Source organism: Pseudonocardia sp. DxW (assembly GCF_058448985.1).
Genome location: NZ_JBZFLK010000002.1, coordinates 182,283 through 201,975 on the forward strand (window position 1 = coordinate 182,283; position 19,693 = coordinate 201,975).

A 19,693-nucleotide genomic window follows, 5' to 3' on the forward strand; every position below is an offset into this window, starting at 1 on the left:
CCACCGCCGGCCCGCCCGCGCCGTCCGGCGACCCGCCACCGGTGCCCGGCCCCGGCGGGCGCGCCGGCCCGGGCGGGCCAAACGTCAACCAGTGTGTACTTGGTTATGTCGACCGCCCCTGCCGACTCAAGAACCTTGTGGAACCGGCCCGGCCGCGCGGCCCGCCTGGTATGAACGCTTCGTCCGAACAGCAGCTGGGGGGCTCATGGATGTCGGCGATCTGCCGGTGGGCGCGGACTTCGGTGACTTCGAGATCCGCGGACGGCTCGGGGCCGGCGGAATGGGGGTCGTCTTCCGGGCCTACGACCGGCGGCACGGCGGCGAGGTCGCGCTGAAGGTGCTGCCCGCGCACCTGGCGACCGACCGGGTCACCGTCGAGCGGTTCCGGCGCGAGGCCCGGGCGGCCTTCGAGCTGCGCGACCCGCACGTCGTCCCGGTGCACGGCTACGGCGAGGTCGACGGCCGGCTGTACCTGTCGATGCGCCTGATCGACGGCGAGGACCTCGCCCGGCTGCTGTCCCGCAAGGCCCCGCTGCCCCCGGCGCGGGCGGCCGGGATCATGCGGCAGGCCGCGCACGCGCTGGACGCGGCGCACACCGCGGGCATGGTGCACCGCGACGTCAAACCGGCGAACCTGCTCGTCGTCGAGGCCCGGGACGACTTCACCTATCTCGTCGACTTCGGGATCGCCCGCGCCGTCGGACCGGACCCGGACACCGCGCTCACCGCCACCGGCGCCACCGTCGGGACGCTCGGCTATCTCGCCCCGGAACGCCTCTCCGACTCCCTCGGCCCGGTCGACGGCCGGGCCGACGTCTACTCACTGGCCTGCGTGCTCGTCGAAATGCTGACCGGGCGGCCGCCGTTCCCCGGGTCGGAGCCGGCGACCGTGCTCTCCGCGCACCTGATGACGCCGCCGCCGCGGGTCACCGCGCTGCGGCCCGAGCTCGATCCCGGGTGGGACGACATCGTCGCCCGCGGGATGGCGAAGGCGCCCGACGAGCGGTACCGGACCGCGGGGGCGCTCGCCGCCGCGGTGACCCGGCTGGCCGGGAGCGCACCGCGGACGACCCGGCCGCAGACCATGGGCGAGGCCCCCGCACCCCCGGCCGCCGGCGCACCCACGCCCGGCCGGCCCGCCGCCGATGCCCCCGCAGCGGGCCTCCCCGCGCCCGCGCACCCCGGCCCCGCCGCGGCCCGGCCCGACCCGACCTGGATCGTCCCCGACCACGACACCCCCGCCCCGGCACCACCGAACCGTCCCCGCGGCCTGGTCCTGGCGATCGGCGCCGCCCTGGTCGCCGCGGCCGTGCTGGTCGGCCTGGTCTGGGCGGTGCTGCCCGATCGCGGGCCCGGCGGCGACGGCGACCCCGCGATCGCGGTGCCGACCCTGGACCCGGATCCGGCGCCGTCCGGCACGCCCGGGCCGCTGCAGCCGGCCGGCTCGGGGACCACCACGGCACCGCCGGCCGCGACGATCGATCCGGCCGCGGGCGACGGCGACCTGGGGCTGGCCCGGCCCGTGACCCGGCTCGGCTGCACCGGCGCCGACGTGGTGATCGTCGGTGCCGGCGTCGATCCGCAGCGCTACCCGCAGGACGTGCAGGAGCACCTCGACCGCCATCCCGGCTCGAACTACCTGCGGGCGCTGGGCAGCTGCACCTCGTTCCGCCCGCGCACCCCGACCGGTGAGCTGATCTACGTCGTGTACCTCGGCCCGTTCACCGACCGCGGCCGGGCGTGCGAGGCGCTGGCCGGGGCCGGCGGGGACTCCTACATCCAGCCGCTCGGCGTCGCCCCGCTGCAGCCGGGCGGCCCCGGCTGCTGATCCGGCTCAGCGCAGCCGGTGCAGCGCGACGACGTAGTCGCCGCCCCGGTAGGGCGCCCGGTCCCAGGTGGCCCAGCGCTGCTCCGGCGCGAGGCCCGCCGCGGCGCACCAGGCGTCGTACTCGTCGACGGTGGGCCAGCCCGGCCGCAGGGTGAACCCGGCGAGCAGCAGACCACCGGAACGCAGGTGCCGGGCGCAGCCGCCGACGACGCCGGCCCGGTCGCCCGCGTAGGGGATCACGTTGCCCGCCAGCACCACCAGCCCGAACCGTTCGGGCAGGTCGAGATCCTCCAGGCCGACCGGCTCCCAGCGCAGGCCGGGCGCCTTGGCGCGGGCGGCGGCGATCATGTCCGGATCGGGATCGACGCCGGTCACCGGGATGCCGCGCCGGTCCAGCTCGATAGCGACCCGGCCGGTGCCGCAGCCGCCGTCGAGCACGGCACCGCCCTCCAGCAGGGCCTGCACCAGGCCCGCCTCGCCGTGCGGGTCCTGGCCGGCCTCGGCCATCGCCGCCCAGCGGGCGTCGTAGGTGTCCAGGTCGACCCGGTCCCGCCAGGACGACCAGTCGTCGGGAAGCTCGGTCGGCACGCCGGTAAGCCTAGTGCCACGCGGTGACCGGTGCCCCGAGCCTGCGGCGCAGCCATCCGGCCAGGCCGTGGCCGCGGAAGAGCGGGTGCACCAGGACGACCGGCTCCGGCGCGGGGCCGTCGGCGTCCAGCAGCGAGCCGGCCGCGACGAGGGTGCCGTCCGCGGTGCGCACCAGCAGGCAGATCCCGCCGGGCGGGGCCAGCACCGAGCGCAGATCGGCGGCGGTCCACTCGTCGACCGCCGGGCCGCCGTCCGGCAGCCCGGCCAGGCAGGTGCGCAGCAGGACGTCCAACTCGATCGTCTCGTCGCCGGCCGCGGGCAGTGCGGTCAGCTCCTCGCCGCCGGGCAGCAGGACGTCGTGCCCGGCCCGGACCGGCTGCGCGGTGGCGGCCCGCAGGAACGCCTCGGCCCGCGCCCGCTCGGTGACGGTGAACGGCGCCCATGCCCGGCGGGCGATCAGCCGGCCGCCGTGCGGGGACGGCAGCACCAGGACGTGCCCGTCGGCGGGCTCCGTCCCGTCGGGCCCGTCCGGCCCGGCCTCCACCTCGTCGGCGTGCAGCAGCTCGCCGAGCGCGCGGGTCACGTCACCGGCCGTGCGGCTGCGGGTGAGCAGGTCCAGCGCCCGGGTCGGCGGGTCGACCAGCTCGTGCGGGTCGGCGATGACGACCTGCACCGCGTCCGGCCCGGCCGAGCGCAGCCTGCGCCGGATCACCCGGGACAGCCGGGCCGCGCTCATCCGGCCGCCGACCAGCATCTCGTCGACGACCGAGCGGGAGTCCCTGCCGTGCACCGACAGCGCCAGGATGTTGCCGTCCACCTCGGCGACGGCGGCGGTCAGCCGGGCCAGCGCGCCGGACTCGTCGGGCAGCCGGACCCGCACCTTGTAGAGCGCCGGGATCCCGTCGTCGCCGGAGCCGCGGACCGGCGGCACCGCGGCCAGGTCGGTGGTCGCCTCGTGCACCACCCGCAGCACGGCCCGGTCCCCCGGCGCCCGGCACTCGACGAGCGCCTGGCCGGGCCCGACGGCCGAGCGGCCGACCGCACCCAGCGCCGCCCACATGGTGACCTGGTTCGCGGTCAGCACCGGCTTGCCGAGCTCGGCCTCCAGCCCGGCGATGACGTCGTAGGTGGGCAGGTTCGTGCAGGACACGAACACCGCCTCGGCGTCCGGGTGGTCGGCCGCGCGGACCGCGCACACCACCTGGTCCGGCCGCACGTCCCAGATCCGGCCGAGCAGGCCCAGGCCGTACCGGGCGACCGTGCCGATCCCGTGCGCGGCGAGGAACGCCTCCAGCTTGGCGGTGAGGTCGTCGACGTAGGGGGTGGCCAGCGCGAGCCGGTCGACGCCGAGCGCGGCGCAGGCGGCGACCAGCGCACCGGCGGTGGTGACCGCCCGCGGGGCGCCCGCGTCGCGGATGACCCCGCGCAGCGCCCGCTCGCCGTCGGCGCCCGCGACGAAGCTCCCCGACGTGCAGGAGTACGCGACGACGCCCGGTTCCGGGACCAGCACGTCGCGCACCGCCTGCCGGACGGTCTCGGGTGCCGAGATCAGCAGCGCCTGCCCGGCGTCGGCCGGGGTGGCCGCGTACGGGGTCCGGGTGACGTGCAGCGAGGTCGGCGCCGGGACCCACCGCCACATCTCGCGGTCCTGCGCGAAGTCGTAGGGCACGACGACGCCGATGCCCGCCTCCGGGAACTCACGATCACCCATCACGGCCTCCACACGCACACGATCGACGGCCGCCGTTTCCGCGGGGGGTCACGGCGGTTACACGGGGGTCAGGACGCCCGCCGGAGGCCGTGGGTTCCGTCTCCGCGCCGCGGATCCGTGCGCAGGAGAGGTGTGCTGCCCGTTCTCGATCGTCCTGCCGCCGAGTGTGCCATCCGCCGCGGGGCGGCGTCAGCCGGATCCGGCGTCGATGTGCGCCAGCACGGCGAGCACCCGGATGTGGTCGTCGTCGGACGCGGCCAGCCCGAGCTTGCCGATGATCGAACCGGTGTGCGTCTCCACGGTCCGCTCGGTCAGGTGCAGCCGCCGCGCGATGCCGCGGTTCGTCCGCCCCTCGGCCATCAGCGCCAGCACCTCCCGTTCCCGCGGGGTCAGCGCCCCCAGGCGGTCGCTGTCCCGGCGCCGCCCGATCAGCCGGGCGACGACCTCCGGGTCCAGCGCCGAGCCACCGGCGGCCACCCGGGCGAGCGCGTCGAGGAAATCGCCGACGTCGAGCACCCGGTCCCTGAGCAGGTAGCCGAACGCCCCGGTGCTCACCAGCTCCACCGAGTGCCGGGACTCCACGTGCCGGGACAGCAGCACGATCGGCTGGGTCGGCCGGGCGGCCCGGATCTCCCGGGCCGCCCGGGCGCCGTCGTCGGCGTGCTCACCCTGGCCGGGCTGGCGCTGTGGTGGTGGCGCGGCAGCCGGGCCGCACTGTGGACGGTGGTCGTGGTCAACGCGGTGACCGCGGTGCTGCCGGTGCTGGACCTGTCGAGCATGGCGGCCCCGCTCGCGACGGCCGTGGTGGTCGCGCTGGTCGTGACGGTGGTGGCGATCGCGCTGGTCGCGCCGGCCCTGCACGGGCCGCGATCGGCACGGGTCACCGGCGCCGCCTGACGCCGCGGTCCCGGCCGCCGGGCTCAGCCGCAGACCGCGCCGTCCGCCGCGGACGAGACGAGCTTCGCGTACTTGCCGAGGACACCGCGCCGGTTCGTCGGCTCCGGCCGCACCCATCCGGCCCGGCGGCGGTCCAGCTCGGCGGCGTCCACGCCGATGTCCAGGGTCCGGGCGGCCATGTCGAGGGTGATCGGGTCGCCGTCGCGGACCAGCGCGATCGGCCCGCCGTCCGCGGCCTCCGGCGCCACGTGCCCGACGCACAGCCCGGTGGTGGCGCCGGAGAACCGGCCGTCGGTCACCAGCAGCACGTCCTTCCCGAGGCCGGCGCCCTTGATCCGCCCGGTGACGGCCAGCATCTCGCGCATCCCGGGCCCGCCGCGCGGCCCCTCGTAGCGGATCAGCACGATGGTGCCCGGGCCGATCTCGCCGGCGTCGACGGCGTCCAGCGCGCCCTGCTCGCCGTCGAAGACCCGGGCGGTGCCGGTGAAGGTGGTGGCGTCGAACCCGGCGGACTTGACGACGGCGCCGCCGGGGGCCAGCGACCCGCGCAGGATCGTGATGCCGCCGGTCGGATGGATCGGGTCCGCCAGGTCGTGGATGACCGAGCCGTCCAGGCCGGGCGGGTCGATCTCGGCCAGGTTCTCGGCGACGGTCCGGCCGGTCACGGTGAGCGCGTCGCCGTGCAGGAGGCCGGCGTCGAGCAGCGCCTTCATCACCACCGGGATGCCGCCGACCCGGTCGACGGCGTACATCAGGTGCTGCCCGAACGGCTTGACGTCGGCCAGGTGCGGCACCCGGTCGCCGACCGTGTTGAAGTCGTCCAGGCCGAGATCGACCTCGGCCTCCCGGGCGATCGCGAGCAGGTGCAGCACCGCGTTCGTCGAGCCGCCGAACGCCATGACGACGGCGATCGCGTTCTCGAACGCCTCCCGGGTGAGCACGTCACGCGCGGTGATCCCGTTCTCGATCATCCCGACGACCGCCTCGCCGGACGCCCTGGCGACACCGTCCCGGCGCCGGTCGACGGCGGGCGGGCTGGCCGATCCGGGCAGCGCCATGCCGAGCGCCTCGGCGGCGGCGGCCATCGTGTTCGCGGTGTAGAAGCCGCCGCAGGCGCCCTCCCCCGGGCACATCGCGCGCTCCAGCACGTCGACCTCCTCGGGCGTGATCAGGCCGCGCGAGCAGGCGCCGATGGCCTCGAAGGCATCGCCGATGTTGACCTCGCGGTCGCCGACCCGGCCGGGCATGATCGATCCGGCGTAGACGAACACGCCGGCCAGGTCCAGCCGCGCCGCGGCCATCAGCATGCCGGGCAGCGACTTGTCGCAGCCGGCCAGCAGCACCGTGCCGTCGAGCCGCTCGGCCTGCACGACGGTCTCCACCGAGTCGGCGATGATCTCCCGGCTGACCAGCGAGTAGTGCATGCCGACGTGGCCCATCGAGATCGCGTCGGACACCGAGATGGTGCCGAACTCCAGCGGGTACCCGCCGCCGGCGTGCACGCCCTCCTTGGCGGCGGTCGCGAGCCGCTGCAGCGACAGGTTGCACGGGGTGATCTCGTTCCACGACGACGCGATCCCGATCTGCGGTTTGGCGAAGTCGTCGTCGCGCATGCCGACGGCGCGCAGCATGCTCCGGGCCGCGGTGGCGCCGATGCCGTCGGTGACCTGATGGCTGCGCGGCTTGCGGGTGGTGGTCATGCGCCTGCCTCCTGAGCTGATCGGCGTCCGGGACCGCCCGATCCTCCCCCAGATCGGTCCCGCGGGCCGTCCGCACGGCGCAGCCGGTAGCCCGATCGGACGTAACCGTTGCAGCACGTGATCGTTGATCACCGCAAGCACCCCGCAGCATCCCCGAGAGAGGACCCCCGCGACCGCCATGACGCACATCTCCCGCCGCCGCGCACTCACCGTGGCCGCCGCCGCACTCGCCGTCGGACTCGGCGCGGCGGGAACAGCGGTCGCGCTACCGGGCACGGACCTGGTGCCGGGCACGCCGTGCTCGGTCACCGCCCGGGCCTGCGTCGACCTGGCGACCGACCGGGCCTGGCTGATCGACGGCGGCGAGATCTCCTACGGCCCGGTCCCGGTCAGCCACGGCGGCGAGGGCACGGAGACGCCGACCGGCGACTTCGGCGTGCAGCGCAAGGCGCGCGACCACCGCTCGGTCGAGTTCGACGGCGCGAAGATGCCGTGGTCGGTGTTCTTCGCGCCGGGCGGCATCGCGTTCCACGAGGGCGACCAGGACACGTCGTCGGCCGGCTGCGTGCGGCTCGAACGGGCCGACGCGGTGAAGTTCTTCCACGAGCTGGACGTCTACGACCGGGTCGAGGTCCGCTGACCGCGGCCGCCCCCGCAACGCCGAAGGGCCCCGCGACCGGATCGGTCGCGGGGCCCTTCTCGTGGCCGGATCAGGCGCCGGCGCCGTCCCGGTCCCGGCGGACGTTCGCCTTGCGCCCCTTGAGGGTGGTCGCACCGCGCAGCGAGCGCAGCACGTCCTCGGCGGCGTGCTCGGGGACCTCGACCAGCGCGTGCCGCTCGTGGATCTGGATGGCGCCGATGTCGCGGCCGGAGAGCCGGGACTCGTTCGCCAGCGCGCCCACGATGTCCTGCGGTCGCACGCCGGAGGCGCGGCCCGCGGAGACGAACAGCCGGGTGGTGCCGGCCTTCGGCGGGCGGGCGCCCTGGCCGCGCGCGCCGCCGGGGCGGCCGTCCCGGCGCGGGCCGCGGGTGTCCGGACCACGCTCACGGCCGCCGCGCGAGCGGACCTCCGGGATCTCGATCTCGTCGTCGGGCACCGAGGTGTCGGCCCGGGCCAGCCGGATCGCCGCGGCGGCGATCGAGGCCAGGTCGTGGTCGCGGGCCAGGTCGAGGACCAGCTCGTCGACGCCGTCCACCGACGACTCGCCGGCGGGCCCGTCGGCACCGACCTGGTCACGCAGCGCCAGCGCGGTGCGGGCCAGCCGCACGGTGCGCAGGTCGTGCGGGGTCGGCACCTGGGCCGACGGCACCGGGGCGCCGATCAGCCGCTCGATGTTGCGCAGGTGCCGGACCGAGCCCGGGGTGACCAGGGTGATCGCGACGCCCTCGCGCCCGGCCCGGCCGACCCGGCCGATCCGGTGCACGTAGGACTCCGGCGAGGACGGCACGTCGTGGTTGACGACGTGGGTCAGCGAGTCGATGTCCAGGCCGCGGGCCGCGACGTCGGTCGCCACCAGCAGCTCGGTGCGACCGGCACGCAGCCGCTCGACGACCCGGGTGCGGTGCTCCTGGTCCATACCGCCGTGCAGCGCCTCGGCCCGCAGGCCGCGGGAGGTCAGCGTCTCGGTGACGGCGTCGACGTCGGCGCGGGTGCGGCAGAACACGATCGCCGCGGTCGGCTGCTCCATCTCGAGCACCCGGCCCAGCGCGACGGTGACGTGGCTGCGCGGCACGTGGTAGGCGGTCTGCCGGACCTTCGGGGCCTCCCCCTCGGGGGTGGCCTCCTTCTTGATCCGGATGTCGGCCGGGTCGCTCAGGTGGGTGCGGGCCAGGCTCTGGATCCGGCCGGGCATGGTCGCCGAGAAGAGCACGGTCTGCCGGCCACGGGGGGTGGCACCGAGGATCGTCTCGATGTCCTCGACGAAGCCCATGTCGAGCATCTCGTCGGCCTCGTCCAGGACGGCGACCTCGATCGCGTCCAGCGCCAGCGCACCGCGGTTGATCAGGTCGATCGCCCGGCCCGGGGTGGCGACGACGACGTCCACGCCGCGCCGCAGCCTGCCCAGCTGCGGGCCGATCGGGGCGCCGCCGTAGACGGTGGCGACGGTCGCGCCCAGCCCGGCGCCGTACTTCGCGATCGCCTCGCCGACCTGCATCGCGAGCTCGCGGGTCGGGGCGAGCACCAGGCCGAACGGCTTGGCGCCGCGGTCGCGGGACGCCCGGCCGTCGGCGAGGCGCTGCAGCATCGGCAGCGCGAACGCCGCGGTCTTGCCGGTGCCGGTGGCGGCCTGCCCGAGCAGGTCGCGGCCGGCGATCAGCGGGCCGATCGCCGCGGCCTGGATCGGGCTCGGGGTCTCGTAGCCCAGCCCGTCCAGTGCGGACACCAGCTGCGCCGCCAGGCCCAGCTCGGCGAACGTCGGCGTGGCGTCCGGCTCGGGGGCGTGCTCGGGGGTGTGCTCGGAAATGCCGTCGTCCATCGTGTTCTCGGTGGCGTCGACGTAGGGGTGCTGTTCCAGCAGGGTGTTCACTCGGTCCTCAAGGCTCGCGCATGGGGATGCGCACGTGTCGTCGGGCGGATCTCGCCCGCTCCCAGCCCGCCAGGCCCGCGCGCGACACTCGTTGTGCCGGTGAACCCAGACCTCCGGGGCTCGCGGCCACCGTCGTACCCGGCGACCGTCAGAGGTCCATTCTTCCACGTCCTGTCGGTTCCCGTACGGCGGGTCCGACGTGACCGAGGCCACCGATATCGCAGGTCACGCTCTCGTGCGGTTCCGGCCGGTGATCGACACCCCGGAACCCCCGGCCCCCTCCCCTGAATCGCAACGTTCTTGACACCCATCGGGCGGTGACCGAGGATCCAGTGATCCGGACATATGTCCGACAGGCGGACAACGACGTTCCGAGCGTGCAGGAGTTGCGATGGCCCAGCCCACCGTTCCCGACGACCGAGAGCCCGCGGCCGAGCCGCCCGCAGCACCGGCCCGCCTGTCCGGAGCGGCGGTGGTCGTCGGGTTCGCGGCGCTGTGCCTGTCGTACATGCTCAACGCGATGGACCGGCAGGTCTTCTACCCGCTGGTCCCGGAGATCCGGGCCGAGTACGGCTTCACCCTCGACCAGTCCGGCCTGCTCGCCACCGGCTTCACGCTCGGGCTCGCGCTGACCGGCATCCCGGCCGGCTACCTGCTGGACCGGGTGTCCCGCAAGACCGTGGTGATCATCAGCGTGCTGGTGTACTCGCTCGGGACGGTGGCCATCCCGTTCTCCGCCGGGTTCGTCGACATGGCCGCCTACCGGCTGCTCAGCGGGGTCGGCGAGGGCGTCCAGGCGACCGCGATCTACGCCATCCTGGGCGCCTTCTTCTTCCACCGGCGCGCGTTCGCGGCCGGGTTCGTCGGCCTGGCCTTCGGGATGGGCGTGTTCCTCGGGCCGGTGCTCGGCCAGTCCCTGGCGACCGCCGGTGACTCCTGGCGGATCCCGTTCTACGTCTTCGGCGGAGCCGGCATCCTGATGGCGGCGATCCTGGTCGTGGCCGTGCCGCGGTCGATGACCGAGGCGCTCGCCGGCCGCTCCGGCCGCGCCGGGGCCGCCGCCTACGACCACGTCCCCCCGACGCCGTGGAACCGCAACACCCTCGCGTTCAGCATCTGCTCGGCCGTCTCCGGCCTGGTGTTCTACGGCTTCCTGGGGCTCTACCCCACGTTCCTGCGCGAGCAGCTGGAGTTCAGCCCCGGCCAGGCCGCGCTGGCCGCGTCCCTGGTCGGCTTCGGCGCGATGACCGCGCTGCCCGTCGGCTACCTCGCCGACCGGGTCGACCAGCGGCTGCTCCTGCTGATCGGCTTCGCCGGCGCCGGGATCACCGGGCTGCTCGGTTACACCGTGGTGACCGGGACCGGCGCCCAGTACGTGCTGGCCTTCTTCATGGGCACCTTCGCCAGCGGGGTGCTGTTCACCAACTGCAGCACCGTGCTGCAGCGGGCGGTGCGCCCGGAGCACGTCGGCCGCGGCGCCGGGCTGTTCATCCTGACCTACTACGTGGCCGCGGCCGTGTCCGGTCTGGTCTTCGCCCGGCTGGTGGAGGCGTCCGGGTGGCAGGGCGCCGGGCTGGTGCAGCTGGCACTGCTGCCGCTGGTCGGCATCGCCGCGCTGGCGCTGGTCGACCCGCGCCGGATGCTGCTGCCCCCTGCGCTGCAGCGTCGCTGAACGGACACTTGTCCGCCCCCGCCGGCCGGCGGGGCCACCCGATGTAGATCGCCGGGATGGTGCACGGGTCCGCGGTATCCGCGGCCTGACGCACCACCCCGGCGATCACCGGGTTCTGCCCACCGGGTTCTGCTCAGCCCTTGCCGAAGCCGGCCCGGCGCAGCGCCTCGGCCATCGCGTCGTTCGACGGGCCGGACTGTTTGCGGTCGTCCCGGCGGTTCCCGCCGGCCGGCTTGCCGCCGCGGTTCCCGCCGCCGCCCTGCGCCCCGCCGCCCTGCCGGCCGCCGCGGTCCCCCGGACCACCACGGCCGCCGCCGGGCCGCCCGCCGCGCTCGCCGGCACCGGCCCCGCCGCCGCGGTTCCCGCCCGGCCGGCCGCCGCGCTCGCCGGACCCGCCACGGTTCCCGCCGCGCTGCCCGGCACCCGGCTCGTCGTCCAGGCGCAGCGTCAGCGAGATGCGCTTGCGGGCCTCGTCGACCTCCAGCACCTTCACCTTGACGACGTCGCCGGACTTCACCACGTCCCGCGGGTCGGACACGAAGTCCTTGCTCATCGCCGACACGTGCACCAGCCCGTCCTGGTGGACCCCGACGTCGACGAACGCGCCGAACGCGGCCACGTTCGTCACGACGCCCTCCAGCAGCATCCCCTCCCGCAGGTCGGAGATCCGGTGCACGCCGTCGGCGAAGGTGGCGGTGCGGAACGCCGGGCGCGGGTCGCGGCCGGGCTTCTCCAGCTCGGCGAGGATGTCGGTGACGGTCGGGATGCCGACCGTGTCGTCGACGTAGTCCTTCGGCTTGATCTGGTGCAGCCGCGCCGCGTTGCCCATCAGCGCGGACACGTCGAGCCGGGTCCGCTCCACCATCCGCCGGACGACCGGGTAGGACTCCGGGTGCACACCGGTCACGTCCAGCGGCTCGTCGCCGTCCCGGATCCGCAGGAAGCCCGCGGCCTGCTCGAACGCCTTCGGGCCGAGCCGGGGCACCTCGGTGAGCGCGGTGCGCGAGCGGAACGGCCCGTTCGCGTCCCGGTGCGCGACGATCGCCCCGGCCAGCGACTCGGAGATCCCCGACACCCGGCGCAGCAGCGGCGCCGACGCGGAGTTCAGGTCGACGCCGACCGCGTTCACGCAGTCCTCGACCACCGAGTCCAGCGACCGGGACAGCGCCGACTCGGGCAGGTCGTGCTGGTACTGGCCGACGCCGATCGACTTCGGGTCGATCTTGACGAGCTCGGCCAGCGGATCCTGCAGGCGACGGGCGATCGAGACCGCGCCGCGCAGCGAGACGTCCATGTCCGGCAGCTCCGCCGACGCGTACGCCGACGCCGAGTACACCGACGCGCCGGCCTCGGAGACCATCACCTTGGTCAGCTTCAGCCCGGGGTTGGCCTTGATCAGCTCCCCGGCGAGCGCGTCGGTCTCCCGGGACGCGGTGCCGTTGCCGATCGCGATCAGCTCGACCGAGTGCCTGGTGCACAGCGCGGTCAGCGTCTTCAGCGCGCCGGCCCGGTCGTTGCGCGGCTCGTGCGGGTGGATCACCGCGGTGTCGAGGACCTTGCCGGTCGCGTCGACCACCGCGACCTTCACCCCGGTGCGCAGACCCGGGTCCAGGCCGATCGTGGTTCGGGTGCCGGCCGGCGCGGCGAGCAGCAGGTCGCGCAGGTTCGTCGCGAAGACGCCGATCGCGCCCTCCTCGGCGACGGTGCGCAGCCGCACCCGGATGTCGATCCCGAGCGCGGTCTGCAGCCGGGTCCGCCAGGCCCACCGCACGACCCCCAGCAGCCAGGCGTCGGCCGCCCGGCCCCGGTCGGCGATCTCGTACTCGGCGGCGATCATCCGCTCGTAGGAGGTCGGCTCCTCGTCCTCGCCCGCGTCGAGGGTGACGTCGAGGGCGTCCTCGGTCTCCCCGCGGAACACGGCGAGGATCCGGTGCGACGGCAGCGTGGTGAACGCCTCGGAGAACTCGAAGTAGTCAGAGAACTTGGCCGCGGCCTGGTCGTTCTCCTTGCCCTCGCGGGCCCGGGTGACCAGCCTGCCGCGCGACCACATCCGCTCGCGCAGGCCGCCGACCAGGTCGGCGTTCTCGCCGATCCGCTCGACCAGGATCGCCCGGGCACCCTCCAGCGCGGCACCGGCGTCGGCGACCGCTGCGCCCTGGTCGTCGTCACCGCTGCCGGCGGTCACGAAGGCCGCGGCCTCGGTGTGCGGGTCGCGGGTGGGATCACCGAGCAGCAGATCGGCGAGCGGCTCCAGGCCCTGCTCGCGGGCGATCATCGCCTTGGTCCGCCGCTTGGGCTTGTAGGGCAGGTAGATGTCCTCGAGCCGGGCCTTGGACTCGGCGGCCTCGATCCGGCCCTGCAGGGCCTCGTCGAGCTTGCCCTGGGAGCGGATCGAGTCGAGGATCACCGCGCGCCGCTCCTCGAGCTCGCGCAGGTAGCGCAGGCGCTCCTCGAGGGTGCGCAGCTGCGCGTCGTCCAGCCCGCCGGTGGCCTCCTTCCGGTACCGGGCCACGAAGGGGACCGTCGCCCCCTCGTCGAGCAGGGCCACCGCCGACCCCACCTGGTCCGGCCGGGCGCCGAGCTCGTCGGCGATCCGCTGGTTGATCGAACGGTGCTGCTGGACGTCCGCGCGGGTGTCCGGGGGTGCCGTGCCTGTCACGGGTCCATCGTCGCGAACGGTGTCCGGGCCGCCACCGCCGGGTGGGTGGTCCGGGCTCAGCGTCCGGGCCGATCGGCGGCCGCCTGATCGGCGACGCCCTGCTCGGCGAGGCCCTGCCCGGTGCCGGCGTGCCCGGTGCCGACCTGCCCGGTGCCCGCCTGCTCGGCCAGCCCGCGGGACAGCGCGAGCACGGTGCGCGCATAGAGCCCCGGCGGGACCGATCCGGGATCGAGCCGGTGCTGGCGGCACAGTCCGTGGAACAGCGAGGTGAGCACGACGGCGAACTCGTCGTCGGGCACGCCGAGCTCGTGCCCGGTCGCCGCCCGGCCGCGCCGGACCAGTGCGGCCGCGGAGGACCGCACGCCGTTCTCGTGCTCGGCGAGCAGCGAGCGCAGCGCGGGGGTGCGCATGGCCGAGGCCCAGGTCTCGGCGTCGAGCAGGGTCTGCCGCCGCGAGGCCGCCGTCTCCTGCACCAGGTCGTCGAGGGCGCGCAGGCCGCCCGCCGGGCCGCCGGCGAAGCCGTCCCGCACCCGGGCCAGGTCGCGGTCCATGTACTCGGTCATCAGCGCCCGGAACAGGCCGCGCTTGCTGCCGAACCGGCTGTAGATCGAGCCGACGGACACCCCGGCCGTGCCGGCGATCTCGTCGACCGAGGCGCCGTCGTACCCGCGCTCAGCGAACACCTCGGCGGCCGCCTCCAGCAGGATCGCCCTGGTCCGCGCCACACCACGCGCCCGCCGGCGCCGCACCTCCGCCACGTCTCCCCCTCACCCGCACCCGGTAGCCGGCTCCGGGTTCCTACGGCCGGGAGCGGTCGTCCGCTCAAGCGGAGGCCAGGCGGGGCGGGTCCGAGAGTAGGTGCCGGGGGCGGCACCGTCGACGCGATCCCGGACACGCCCGGGCTCACCAGGTGACGGGCAGCGCCCGCACACCCCCGGTGACCTGGTCGGACCGGACGTCGAGCCGGTCCGGCGAGACGGCGAGGCGCAGCCCGGGCAGCCGGGCGAACAGCCGGGCGAACACCGTCGACAGCTCGGTGCGGGCCAGGCTGGCGCCGATGCAGAAGTGCCCGCCGTAGCCGAACGAGACGTGCGGATTGGGCCGGCGGGTCGGGTCGAACGCCTCGGGTTCGTCGAAGACGCCCGCGTCCCGGTTCGCCGAGTCCGTGGAGATCAGCACGGCGTCGCCGCGCCGGATCGTCGTCCCGCCGATCTCGACGTCGGTGTGCGCGTAGCGCAGCAGGCCCAGTCCGCTCGGCGCGGACAGCCGCAGCACCTCCTCGACGGTGCCGTGCAGCCGGCCGTCGATGTCGGCGACGAAGGCGTCCCGGCGCGCCGGGTCGGTCAGCAGCAGGAGCACGCCGAGATCGATCCGGCCGACCGTGGTCTCGTGCCCGGCGAACAGCAGGCCGGCGGCCAACCGGGTCAGCTCGGCCTCGCCGAAGGTCGGATCGGCCTCCTGGGCCCGCACCAGGTCGGTGACGACGTCCTCGCCCGGCTCCGCCCGCTTCCGGGCGGCGAGCCGGCCGGTGTAGGCGTGGAACTCGGCCATCGCCTCGGCGGCGTCGCCGCCGGAGCGGATCGCGGCGACCCGCTCGGACAGTCCGCTGAAGTACTCCCGGTCGGCGAACGGCACGCCGAGCAGCTCGCAGATGACCAGCACCGGGAGCGGGAACGACAGGTGCTCGTGCAGGTCGGCGGTGCCGTCGGCGTCGCGGGCCGCCACCAGGTCGTCGAGGCAGCCGTCGACCAGCTCGGCGACGTGGTCGCCGAGCAGCCGCATCCGCTTCGCCGAGAACGCCGGGACGAGCAGCCTGCGCATCCGGTCGTGCTCGTGCTGCTCGGTCTCGTAGCTGCCGCTCGGCCCGTTCATGACGGCCGCCTCGGTGACCATCGCCGCCGACTCCGGATCGGGGTGCGAGCGGCCGAGCCGCGGATCGGCGAACAGCTCGCGGGCCTCGGCGTGCCGGGTGACCAGCCAGGCCGGGTCGCCGACCGGGGTGCGCACCGGCACCACCGGTGCCTCCCGGCGCAGGACCGCGTACAGCGGCGCGACCTCGAGGATGTTCGGGCGGCCGAAGGGCAGCCGGGGTGCAGTGATCATCTACGTAACGATAGGTAGCTATCGTTTAGTCGGCAACCGGACCCTACCGGTCGCGCACCCGTTGTCCGGATCCGAGCGCCGGGAGGACGACGGCGTCGAGATAGCCGTGCAGGTGCCGCACGTCCACGGCGGCACCTGCCCCCTCCAGCAGCGCCGGCGCGAGCACCGCGCCGGTCAGCATGTGCTGCAGGTAGCGGGCGGCCGGCGGCTCGGCGGGCAGCTCGCCGCGGTCCACCGCCCGGACCACGATCGCGCGCAGCGCCTCGATCTCGGGCAGCAGCCGGGCCGACAGCGCGGCCAGCAGCGCCGGATCGCGCTGCCCGGCCCGCGCGATGCCGAGCACGATCGGCACGTTCACCGACGCCCGCTCGGCAAGCATGTCCGCGACCGCGCCGAGGTCCCCGGCGAGCGTGCCGGTGTCGATCCGGCCGATCGCGATCCCGCTGCCGATCGACACCGCCTCCACCACCAGCGACGCCTTGTCCCCCCACTGCCGGTAGAGCGTCGCCTTGCTGGTGCGGGTGGCGGCGGCGACCGCCTCCACGGTCGTGCCCTCGAAGCCGTGCTCGGCGACCAGCCGCCGGGCCGCGTCGAGCACCTCCCGGCGGCGCTCCGGCGGGAACCGGCTGCTCACTCGCGGCGCAGGAAGAAGACGAACGGCGCGTCGAGCCCGCGCAGGTCCATCGCGCCGAGCACGGTGTCCGTGTCGACCCGGCGGAACACGTCGTGGATCGGCAGGTCGTCGTAGCACATGGTGGCGCTGACGACGCCGCGGTACTCGGTGCACCGCAGCCGCGCCCTGGGCGCCCGGGTGCCGAGCGCCGGGCCCAGCAGGCGGGCGACCCGGCCCAGCGCGGGATGCCGGACCAGGCCGGGACGGCGGGCCAGCAGCGGCAGCAGCGCCGGCAGCGGGACCAGCCCGGGACGCAGGCTGAACTGCCCGCCGCCGGGCCGGTCCATGACCAGCGGATGGACGTCGTCGGCGGAGTCGAACCGCTTGCCGTGCCAGCCGAAGCGCTCCAGCAGGCCGTCCATCGGGTTGCCGGTCGGCACCTCGCCGCCGCGCCAGCTGCCGAACAGCTCGGGCACCTCGACCGCGGGCAGCCCGTCGAAGAACGCCAGCGCCTCCCCGACCGTGGCGCCGTGCGCGAGACGGCGGAGGGTCTCGGCCGGCTCGACCGTCGTCATGCTGGCTCCCATCGAAACGGCATCGTTTCGATCGAGGCTACCGGACCCCGTCGGTCACCTCGGCGGTCAGCCTGCGGCCGAACAGCTCCACCGACACCCGGGTGCCGGGATCGGCCCGCTCGGCGGGCAGCCAGGCGCGGGCCAGCGAGGTGCCCGTGGTGTAGCCGGTCGCGGCGACGGTGATCCGGCCGATCACCGGGCCCCGGGACAGGTCCGGTGCCCCGTCCAGCAGGACCGGATCGCGCGAGTACCGCCGCGGGGCAGGCAGGTCGTAGACCGGCTCCCCGCCGTGCAGCACCGACCCGGCGTCGTCGAGGACCAGGGTGACCAGACGCTGCGCCGGCCCGCCCGCCGCCCGGGACGCGTGCACGGCCGCCCGCCCGACGAACGGTCCTTTGCCCATCGCGACCGCGTCGCCGAGGCCCGCGGCGTCCGGGCCCTGCTCGGCGGAGGGGGCGGCCCGCAGGCCGGCCTCCATCCGCAGCGCGTCGAGGGCGTGCCCGCCCGCCGCGACCAGGCCGTGCGGGGCGCCGGCCGCGTAGAGGACGTCCCAGAGCCGCTCGGCGTCGGCGGCGGAGCAGATCAGCTCCCAGCCCTCCTCGCCGATCGCCGGGCTGCGCAGCCCGGTCACCGGGACCCCGCCGAGCCGGAACGCGGCGGCCCGCAGCGGGCCGAGCCGGGCGACCTCGCCGGGGACCAGCCCGTCCAGGATCGCCGGAACCCGGGGCCCCCAGAGCCCGATCGCCGCGGTCGCCTCGGTGACGTCGGTGACCGACACCCCGGCGCGCCCCCACCGGCGCAGCGCGGCGACCCCGCGCCGGTCCGGGACGACCGCCAGGAACCGCCGGTCGGCCAGCCGGGTCACGGTCAGCTCGGTGAGGACTCCCCCGGCGGCGTCCAGCACGAGGGTGGGCAGGACCTGCCCGACCGGACCGTCGACGTCGCCGGTGACGCTGCGCTGCAGCAGCTCCGCCGCCCCCGGGCCGGTGATCTCGACCCGGCGCAGCGGGGACAGGTCGAACATCCCCGCCGCCCGCCGGGTGACCAGCGCCTCGGCCCCGGCGATCGGCGACCAGTTGCGCGCGGCCCAGCCGCGGCGCGGGGTGAGCTCGCAGACCTCGGGCAGCCAGGCGTTCGCGCCGAACCACATCGGACGCTCGACCGAGCCGGACTCGGTGAACACCGCGCGCAGCTCGACCTGCCGCGAGTGCAGCGGGGTGGTGCGCATCGGCCGGGCGGCGTCCGGCGGGTCGAGCGGATGCCGCACGTCGTCGGCCTGCTCGAACGCCCGGACCGCCCGGGCCAGCACGACCGGCGGGGCGAGCTCGGCCGGGTCGAACCGGTCGACGTGCAGCCGGGACAGGTCGACCGGCTCGCCGCCGAGCATCGGGCGGCCGGTGGTCAGCCACTCGGCGAGCGCCTCGGCGATCCCGGCCGAGTGGGTCAGCCGGATCCCCTCGGCCGTCCAGAACCCGGCGAGGTCCGGGTGCTCGCCGAGCAACGGCAGCCCGTCCGGGGTGACCGGCAGGACGCCGTTGACGCCCTCCTCGACCTTGGCGTCGCCGAGCACCGGCAGCAGGGCGGCGGCGGCCGCCCAGGACGGCTCGAAGTCGTCCGGGGTGAAGCGGCGCTCCGCGGGCATGACCGCGCCCGGACCGGGATCGTCCAGCTCGCGGGGGGCCACCGGCATCGGGCGGTGACCGTGCGCGCCGATCCCGAGCCGGTGCCCGTGCGGCCGGACGTGCAGCGCCGCGTCCGGGTGGCGCAGGACCGGCAGCACCGGATCACGTCGCCCGGACGCCGACTCCAGGGCGTGGATCGTCTCCAGCGCGCGCAGCGGGTTCGTCCGCGCGTACTGGTGCACCATCGGGACCAGCGGGATCTCGACCCCGGCCAGCCTGCCGACCAGCGGCGCCCACATCCCGGTGCAGGAGAACACCACGTCGGCGGCGAACCGCTCGTCACCGCACCGGACGCCGGTGACCCGGTCGCCGCGCCGCTCGACCGCGGTCACCGTGCGGCCCTGCAGGAAGACCGCACCGCGGTGGATCGCCGCCCGGGCCTGCTCGCGGGCCGCGTCCACCGGGCGGGCGATGCCGTCGCCGGGGACGTGCAGCCCGCCGAGGATCCGCTCCTTGTCCAGCAGCGGATGCAGCGTCGCGCACTCCCCCGGCTCCAGCATCCGGGCCTCGACGCCGGCCGCCGCCGCCCAGCCGTTCCTGCGTTGCAGGTCGGCGAGCCGCTCCGGCGTCGTCGCCACCTCCAGGCCGCCGGCCCGGCGCAGGCAGGGCGAACCCTGCGCGCGCAGCGCCGCGTACTTGGCGACCGTCGCGGCCGCCAGCCGGGTGACGGCCCGGTCCGGCGCGACCTGGAACACCGTCCCGGGATCGTGCGAGGTGGATCCGCCGGTGCGGAACAGGCCGCCCTTGTCCAGGACCGTGACGTCCCGGTGGCCGCGGGCGGTCAGCTCGTCGGCGAGCGCGCAGCCGACGACACCGGCGCCGATGATCACGATGCGGGGGTTGGTGGTCGCCATGGCGGTTCTCCTGCGTGCGAATCCGTGTGCCCGTGCGGGCAGCTCGCGAATTCGTCGCTGCGCAGCGCGCAGCACCCCGCCCGGGCGGGGTGCCTACACACGGATTGAGCCGGCGGCCACCAGACGATCCGACAGCGTGTGTTGCCTGATACGCAACGTCGAGGTACTGACCGCAACACCGTGCAACCCGGAGAATCCCCTGTCAAGAGTGCCGTCGACCAGCGGATTCCCGGGCGCCCGGCGGTGATCCGCCGGTTTCCGGCCCGAAACACGTTGCGGCACG

Annotated in this window: 14 protein-coding genes and 1 pseudogene; 4 read left to right on the top strand and 11 right to left on the bottom strand. The window is 75.4% G+C overall.

Features of this window, described 5'->3' with window-relative positions:
* The first annotated feature begins 205 nt into the window (after positions 1 to 205).
* Complete coding sequence (locus tag ACVJO7_RS03690) at positions 206 to 1,828, top strand: serine/threonine-protein kinase (RefSeq protein WP_491671715.1); 1,623 nt, start codon at positions 206 to 208, stop codon at positions 1,826 to 1,828.
* A 6-nt stretch (positions 1,829 to 1,834) separates the two neighbouring features.
* On the opposite strand, the gene ACVJO7_RS03695 is transcribed toward ACVJO7_RS03690, so the two are convergent.
* The 3 genes and pseudogenes from ACVJO7_RS03695 to ACVJO7_RS03705 form a co-directional block, all read right to left on the bottom strand.
* Positions 1,835 to 2,416 carry a class I SAM-dependent methyltransferase gene (locus tag ACVJO7_RS03695; RefSeq protein WP_491671716.1) on the bottom strand — a complete coding sequence of 194 codons (582 nt, stop codon included), beginning with the start codon at positions 2,414 to 2,416 and terminating at the stop codon, positions 1,835 to 1,837.
* Between the two features lie 997 nt (positions 2,417 to 3,413).
* A pseudogene (locus ACVJO7_RS03700) lies at positions 3,414 to 4,127 on the bottom strand (maleate cis-trans isomerase family protein); the annotation flags it as partial.
* 189 nt (positions 4,128 to 4,316) lie between these two features.
* Positions 4,317 to 4,727, bottom strand: coding sequence for a LuxR C-terminal-related transcriptional regulator (locus tag ACVJO7_RS03705; protein WP_491671717.1), 411 nt, complete (start codon positions 4,725 to 4,727; stop codon positions 4,317 to 4,319).
* Here ACVJO7_RS03705 and ACVJO7_RS03710 point away from each other — a divergent pair.
* Complete coding sequence (locus tag ACVJO7_RS03710; RefSeq protein ID WP_491671718.1) at positions 4,710 to 5,024, top strand: hypothetical protein; 315 nt, start codon at positions 4,710 to 4,712, stop codon at positions 5,022 to 5,024. The two genes, ACVJO7_RS03705 and ACVJO7_RS03710, sit on opposite strands and share 18 nt — an antisense overlap.
* 23 nt (positions 5,025 to 5,047) lie before the next feature.
* Here ACVJO7_RS03710 and ilvD read toward each other — a convergent pair whose 3' ends face one another.
* Positions 5,048 to 6,724 carry a dihydroxy-acid dehydratase gene (gene ilvD / locus ACVJO7_RS03715; protein ID WP_344026091.1) on the bottom strand — a complete coding sequence of 559 codons (1,677 nt, stop codon included), beginning with the start codon at positions 6,722 to 6,724 and terminating at the stop codon, positions 5,048 to 5,050.
* A gap of 178 nt (positions 6,725 to 6,902) precedes the next feature.
* Here ilvD and ACVJO7_RS03720 point away from each other — a divergent pair, with 178 nt between their 5' ends.
* On the top strand, positions 6,903 to 7,364 hold the full coding sequence (locus ACVJO7_RS03720) for a L,D-transpeptidase (RefSeq protein ID WP_491671719.1): 462 nt from the start codon (positions 6,903 to 6,905) through the stop codon (positions 7,362 to 7,364).
* 70 nt (positions 7,365 to 7,434) lie between these two features.
* Here the strand turns inward: ACVJO7_RS03720 and ACVJO7_RS03725 are convergent, their stop codons facing one another.
* The gene (locus ACVJO7_RS03725) at positions 7,435 to 9,252 is read right to left on the bottom strand and encodes a DEAD/DEAH box helicase (RefSeq protein WP_491671720.1); all 1,818 of its coding nucleotides are present in this window, start codon (positions 9,250 to 9,252) and stop codon (positions 7,435 to 7,437) included.
* A gap of 391 nt (positions 9,253 to 9,643) precedes the next feature.
* Between ACVJO7_RS03725 and ACVJO7_RS03730 the strand changes: the two genes are divergently transcribed.
* Positions 9,644 to 10,924, top strand: a complete 1,281-nt coding sequence (locus tag ACVJO7_RS03730) for an MFS transporter (protein ID WP_491671721.1) — start codon at positions 9,644 to 9,646, stop codon at positions 10,922 to 10,924.
* 133 nt (positions 10,925 to 11,057) lie between these two features.
* Here ACVJO7_RS03730 and ACVJO7_RS03735 read toward each other — a convergent pair whose 3' ends face one another.
* The 6 genes from ACVJO7_RS03735 to ACVJO7_RS03760 all read right to left on the bottom strand — a co-directional run bounded on the left by ACVJO7_RS03735 (position 11,058) and on the right by ACVJO7_RS03760 (position 19,410).
* Positions 11,058 to 13,583 carry a Tex family protein gene (locus ACVJO7_RS03735; RefSeq protein WP_491671722.1) on the bottom strand — a complete coding sequence of 842 codons (2,526 nt, stop codon included), beginning with the start codon at positions 13,581 to 13,583 and terminating at the stop codon, positions 11,058 to 11,060.
* Between the two features lie 56 nt (positions 13,584 to 13,639).
* Positions 13,640 to 14,341, bottom strand: coding sequence for a TetR/AcrR family transcriptional regulator (locus ACVJO7_RS03740; protein ID WP_491671723.1), 702 nt, complete (start codon positions 14,339 to 14,341; stop codon positions 13,640 to 13,642).
* A gap of 145 nt (positions 14,342 to 14,486) precedes the next feature.
* Positions 14,487 to 15,686 (bottom strand): cytochrome P450, encoded by a 1,200-nt coding sequence (locus ACVJO7_RS03745; protein WP_491671724.1) that lies wholly within the window; start codon positions 15,684 to 15,686, stop codon positions 14,487 to 14,489.
* A gap of 43 nt (positions 15,687 to 15,729) precedes the next feature.
* On the bottom strand, positions 15,730 to 16,320 hold the full coding sequence (locus tag ACVJO7_RS03750) for a TetR/AcrR family transcriptional regulator (RefSeq protein ID WP_491671725.1): 591 nt from the start codon (positions 16,318 to 16,320) through the stop codon (positions 15,730 to 15,732).
* Positions 16,317 to 16,874, bottom strand: a complete 558-nt coding sequence (locus ACVJO7_RS03755; protein WP_491671726.1) for a DUF4334 domain-containing protein — start codon at positions 16,872 to 16,874, stop codon at positions 16,317 to 16,319. The genes ACVJO7_RS03750 and ACVJO7_RS03755 overlap by 4 nt, the downstream gene beginning before the upstream one ends.
* Positions 16,875 to 16,911: 37 nt before the next feature.
* A complete protein-coding gene (locus tag ACVJO7_RS03760; protein WP_491671727.1) occupies positions 16,912 to 19,410 on the bottom strand; it encodes an FAD-dependent oxidoreductase in 2,499 nt (832 codons plus the stop codon).
* Between the last annotated feature and the right edge of the window lie 283 nt (positions 19,411 to 19,693).

Bases quoted from the DNA above. Each gene is read 5' to 3' on its own strand.
- ACVJO7_RS03760 (WP_491671727.1), bottom strand. From the start codon at position 19,410: ATGGCGACCACCAACCCCCGCATCGTGATCATCGGCGCCGGTGTCGTC.
- ACVJO7_RS03730 (WP_491671721.1), top strand. From the start codon at position 9,644: ATGGCCCAGCCCACCGTTCCCGACGACCGAGAGCCCGCGGCCGAGCCG.
- ACVJO7_RS03745 (WP_491671724.1), bottom strand. From the start codon at position 15,686: ATGATCACTGCACCCCGGCTGCCCTTCGGCCGCCCGAACATCCTCGAG.
- ACVJO7_RS03755 (WP_491671726.1), bottom strand. From the start codon at position 16,874: ATGACGACGGTCGAGCCGGCCGAGACCCTCCGCCGTCTCGCGCACGGC.
- ACVJO7_RS03690 (WP_491671715.1), top strand. From the start codon at position 206: ATGGATGTCGGCGATCTGCCGGTGGGCGCGGACTTCGGTGACTTCGAG.
- ACVJO7_RS03720 (WP_491671719.1), top strand. From the start codon at position 6,903: ATGACGCACATCTCCCGCCGCCGCGCACTCACCGTGGCCGCCGCCGCA.
- ilvD (WP_344026091.1), bottom strand. From the start codon at position 6,724: ATGACCACCACCCGCAAGCCGCGCAGCCATCAGGTCACCGACGGCATC.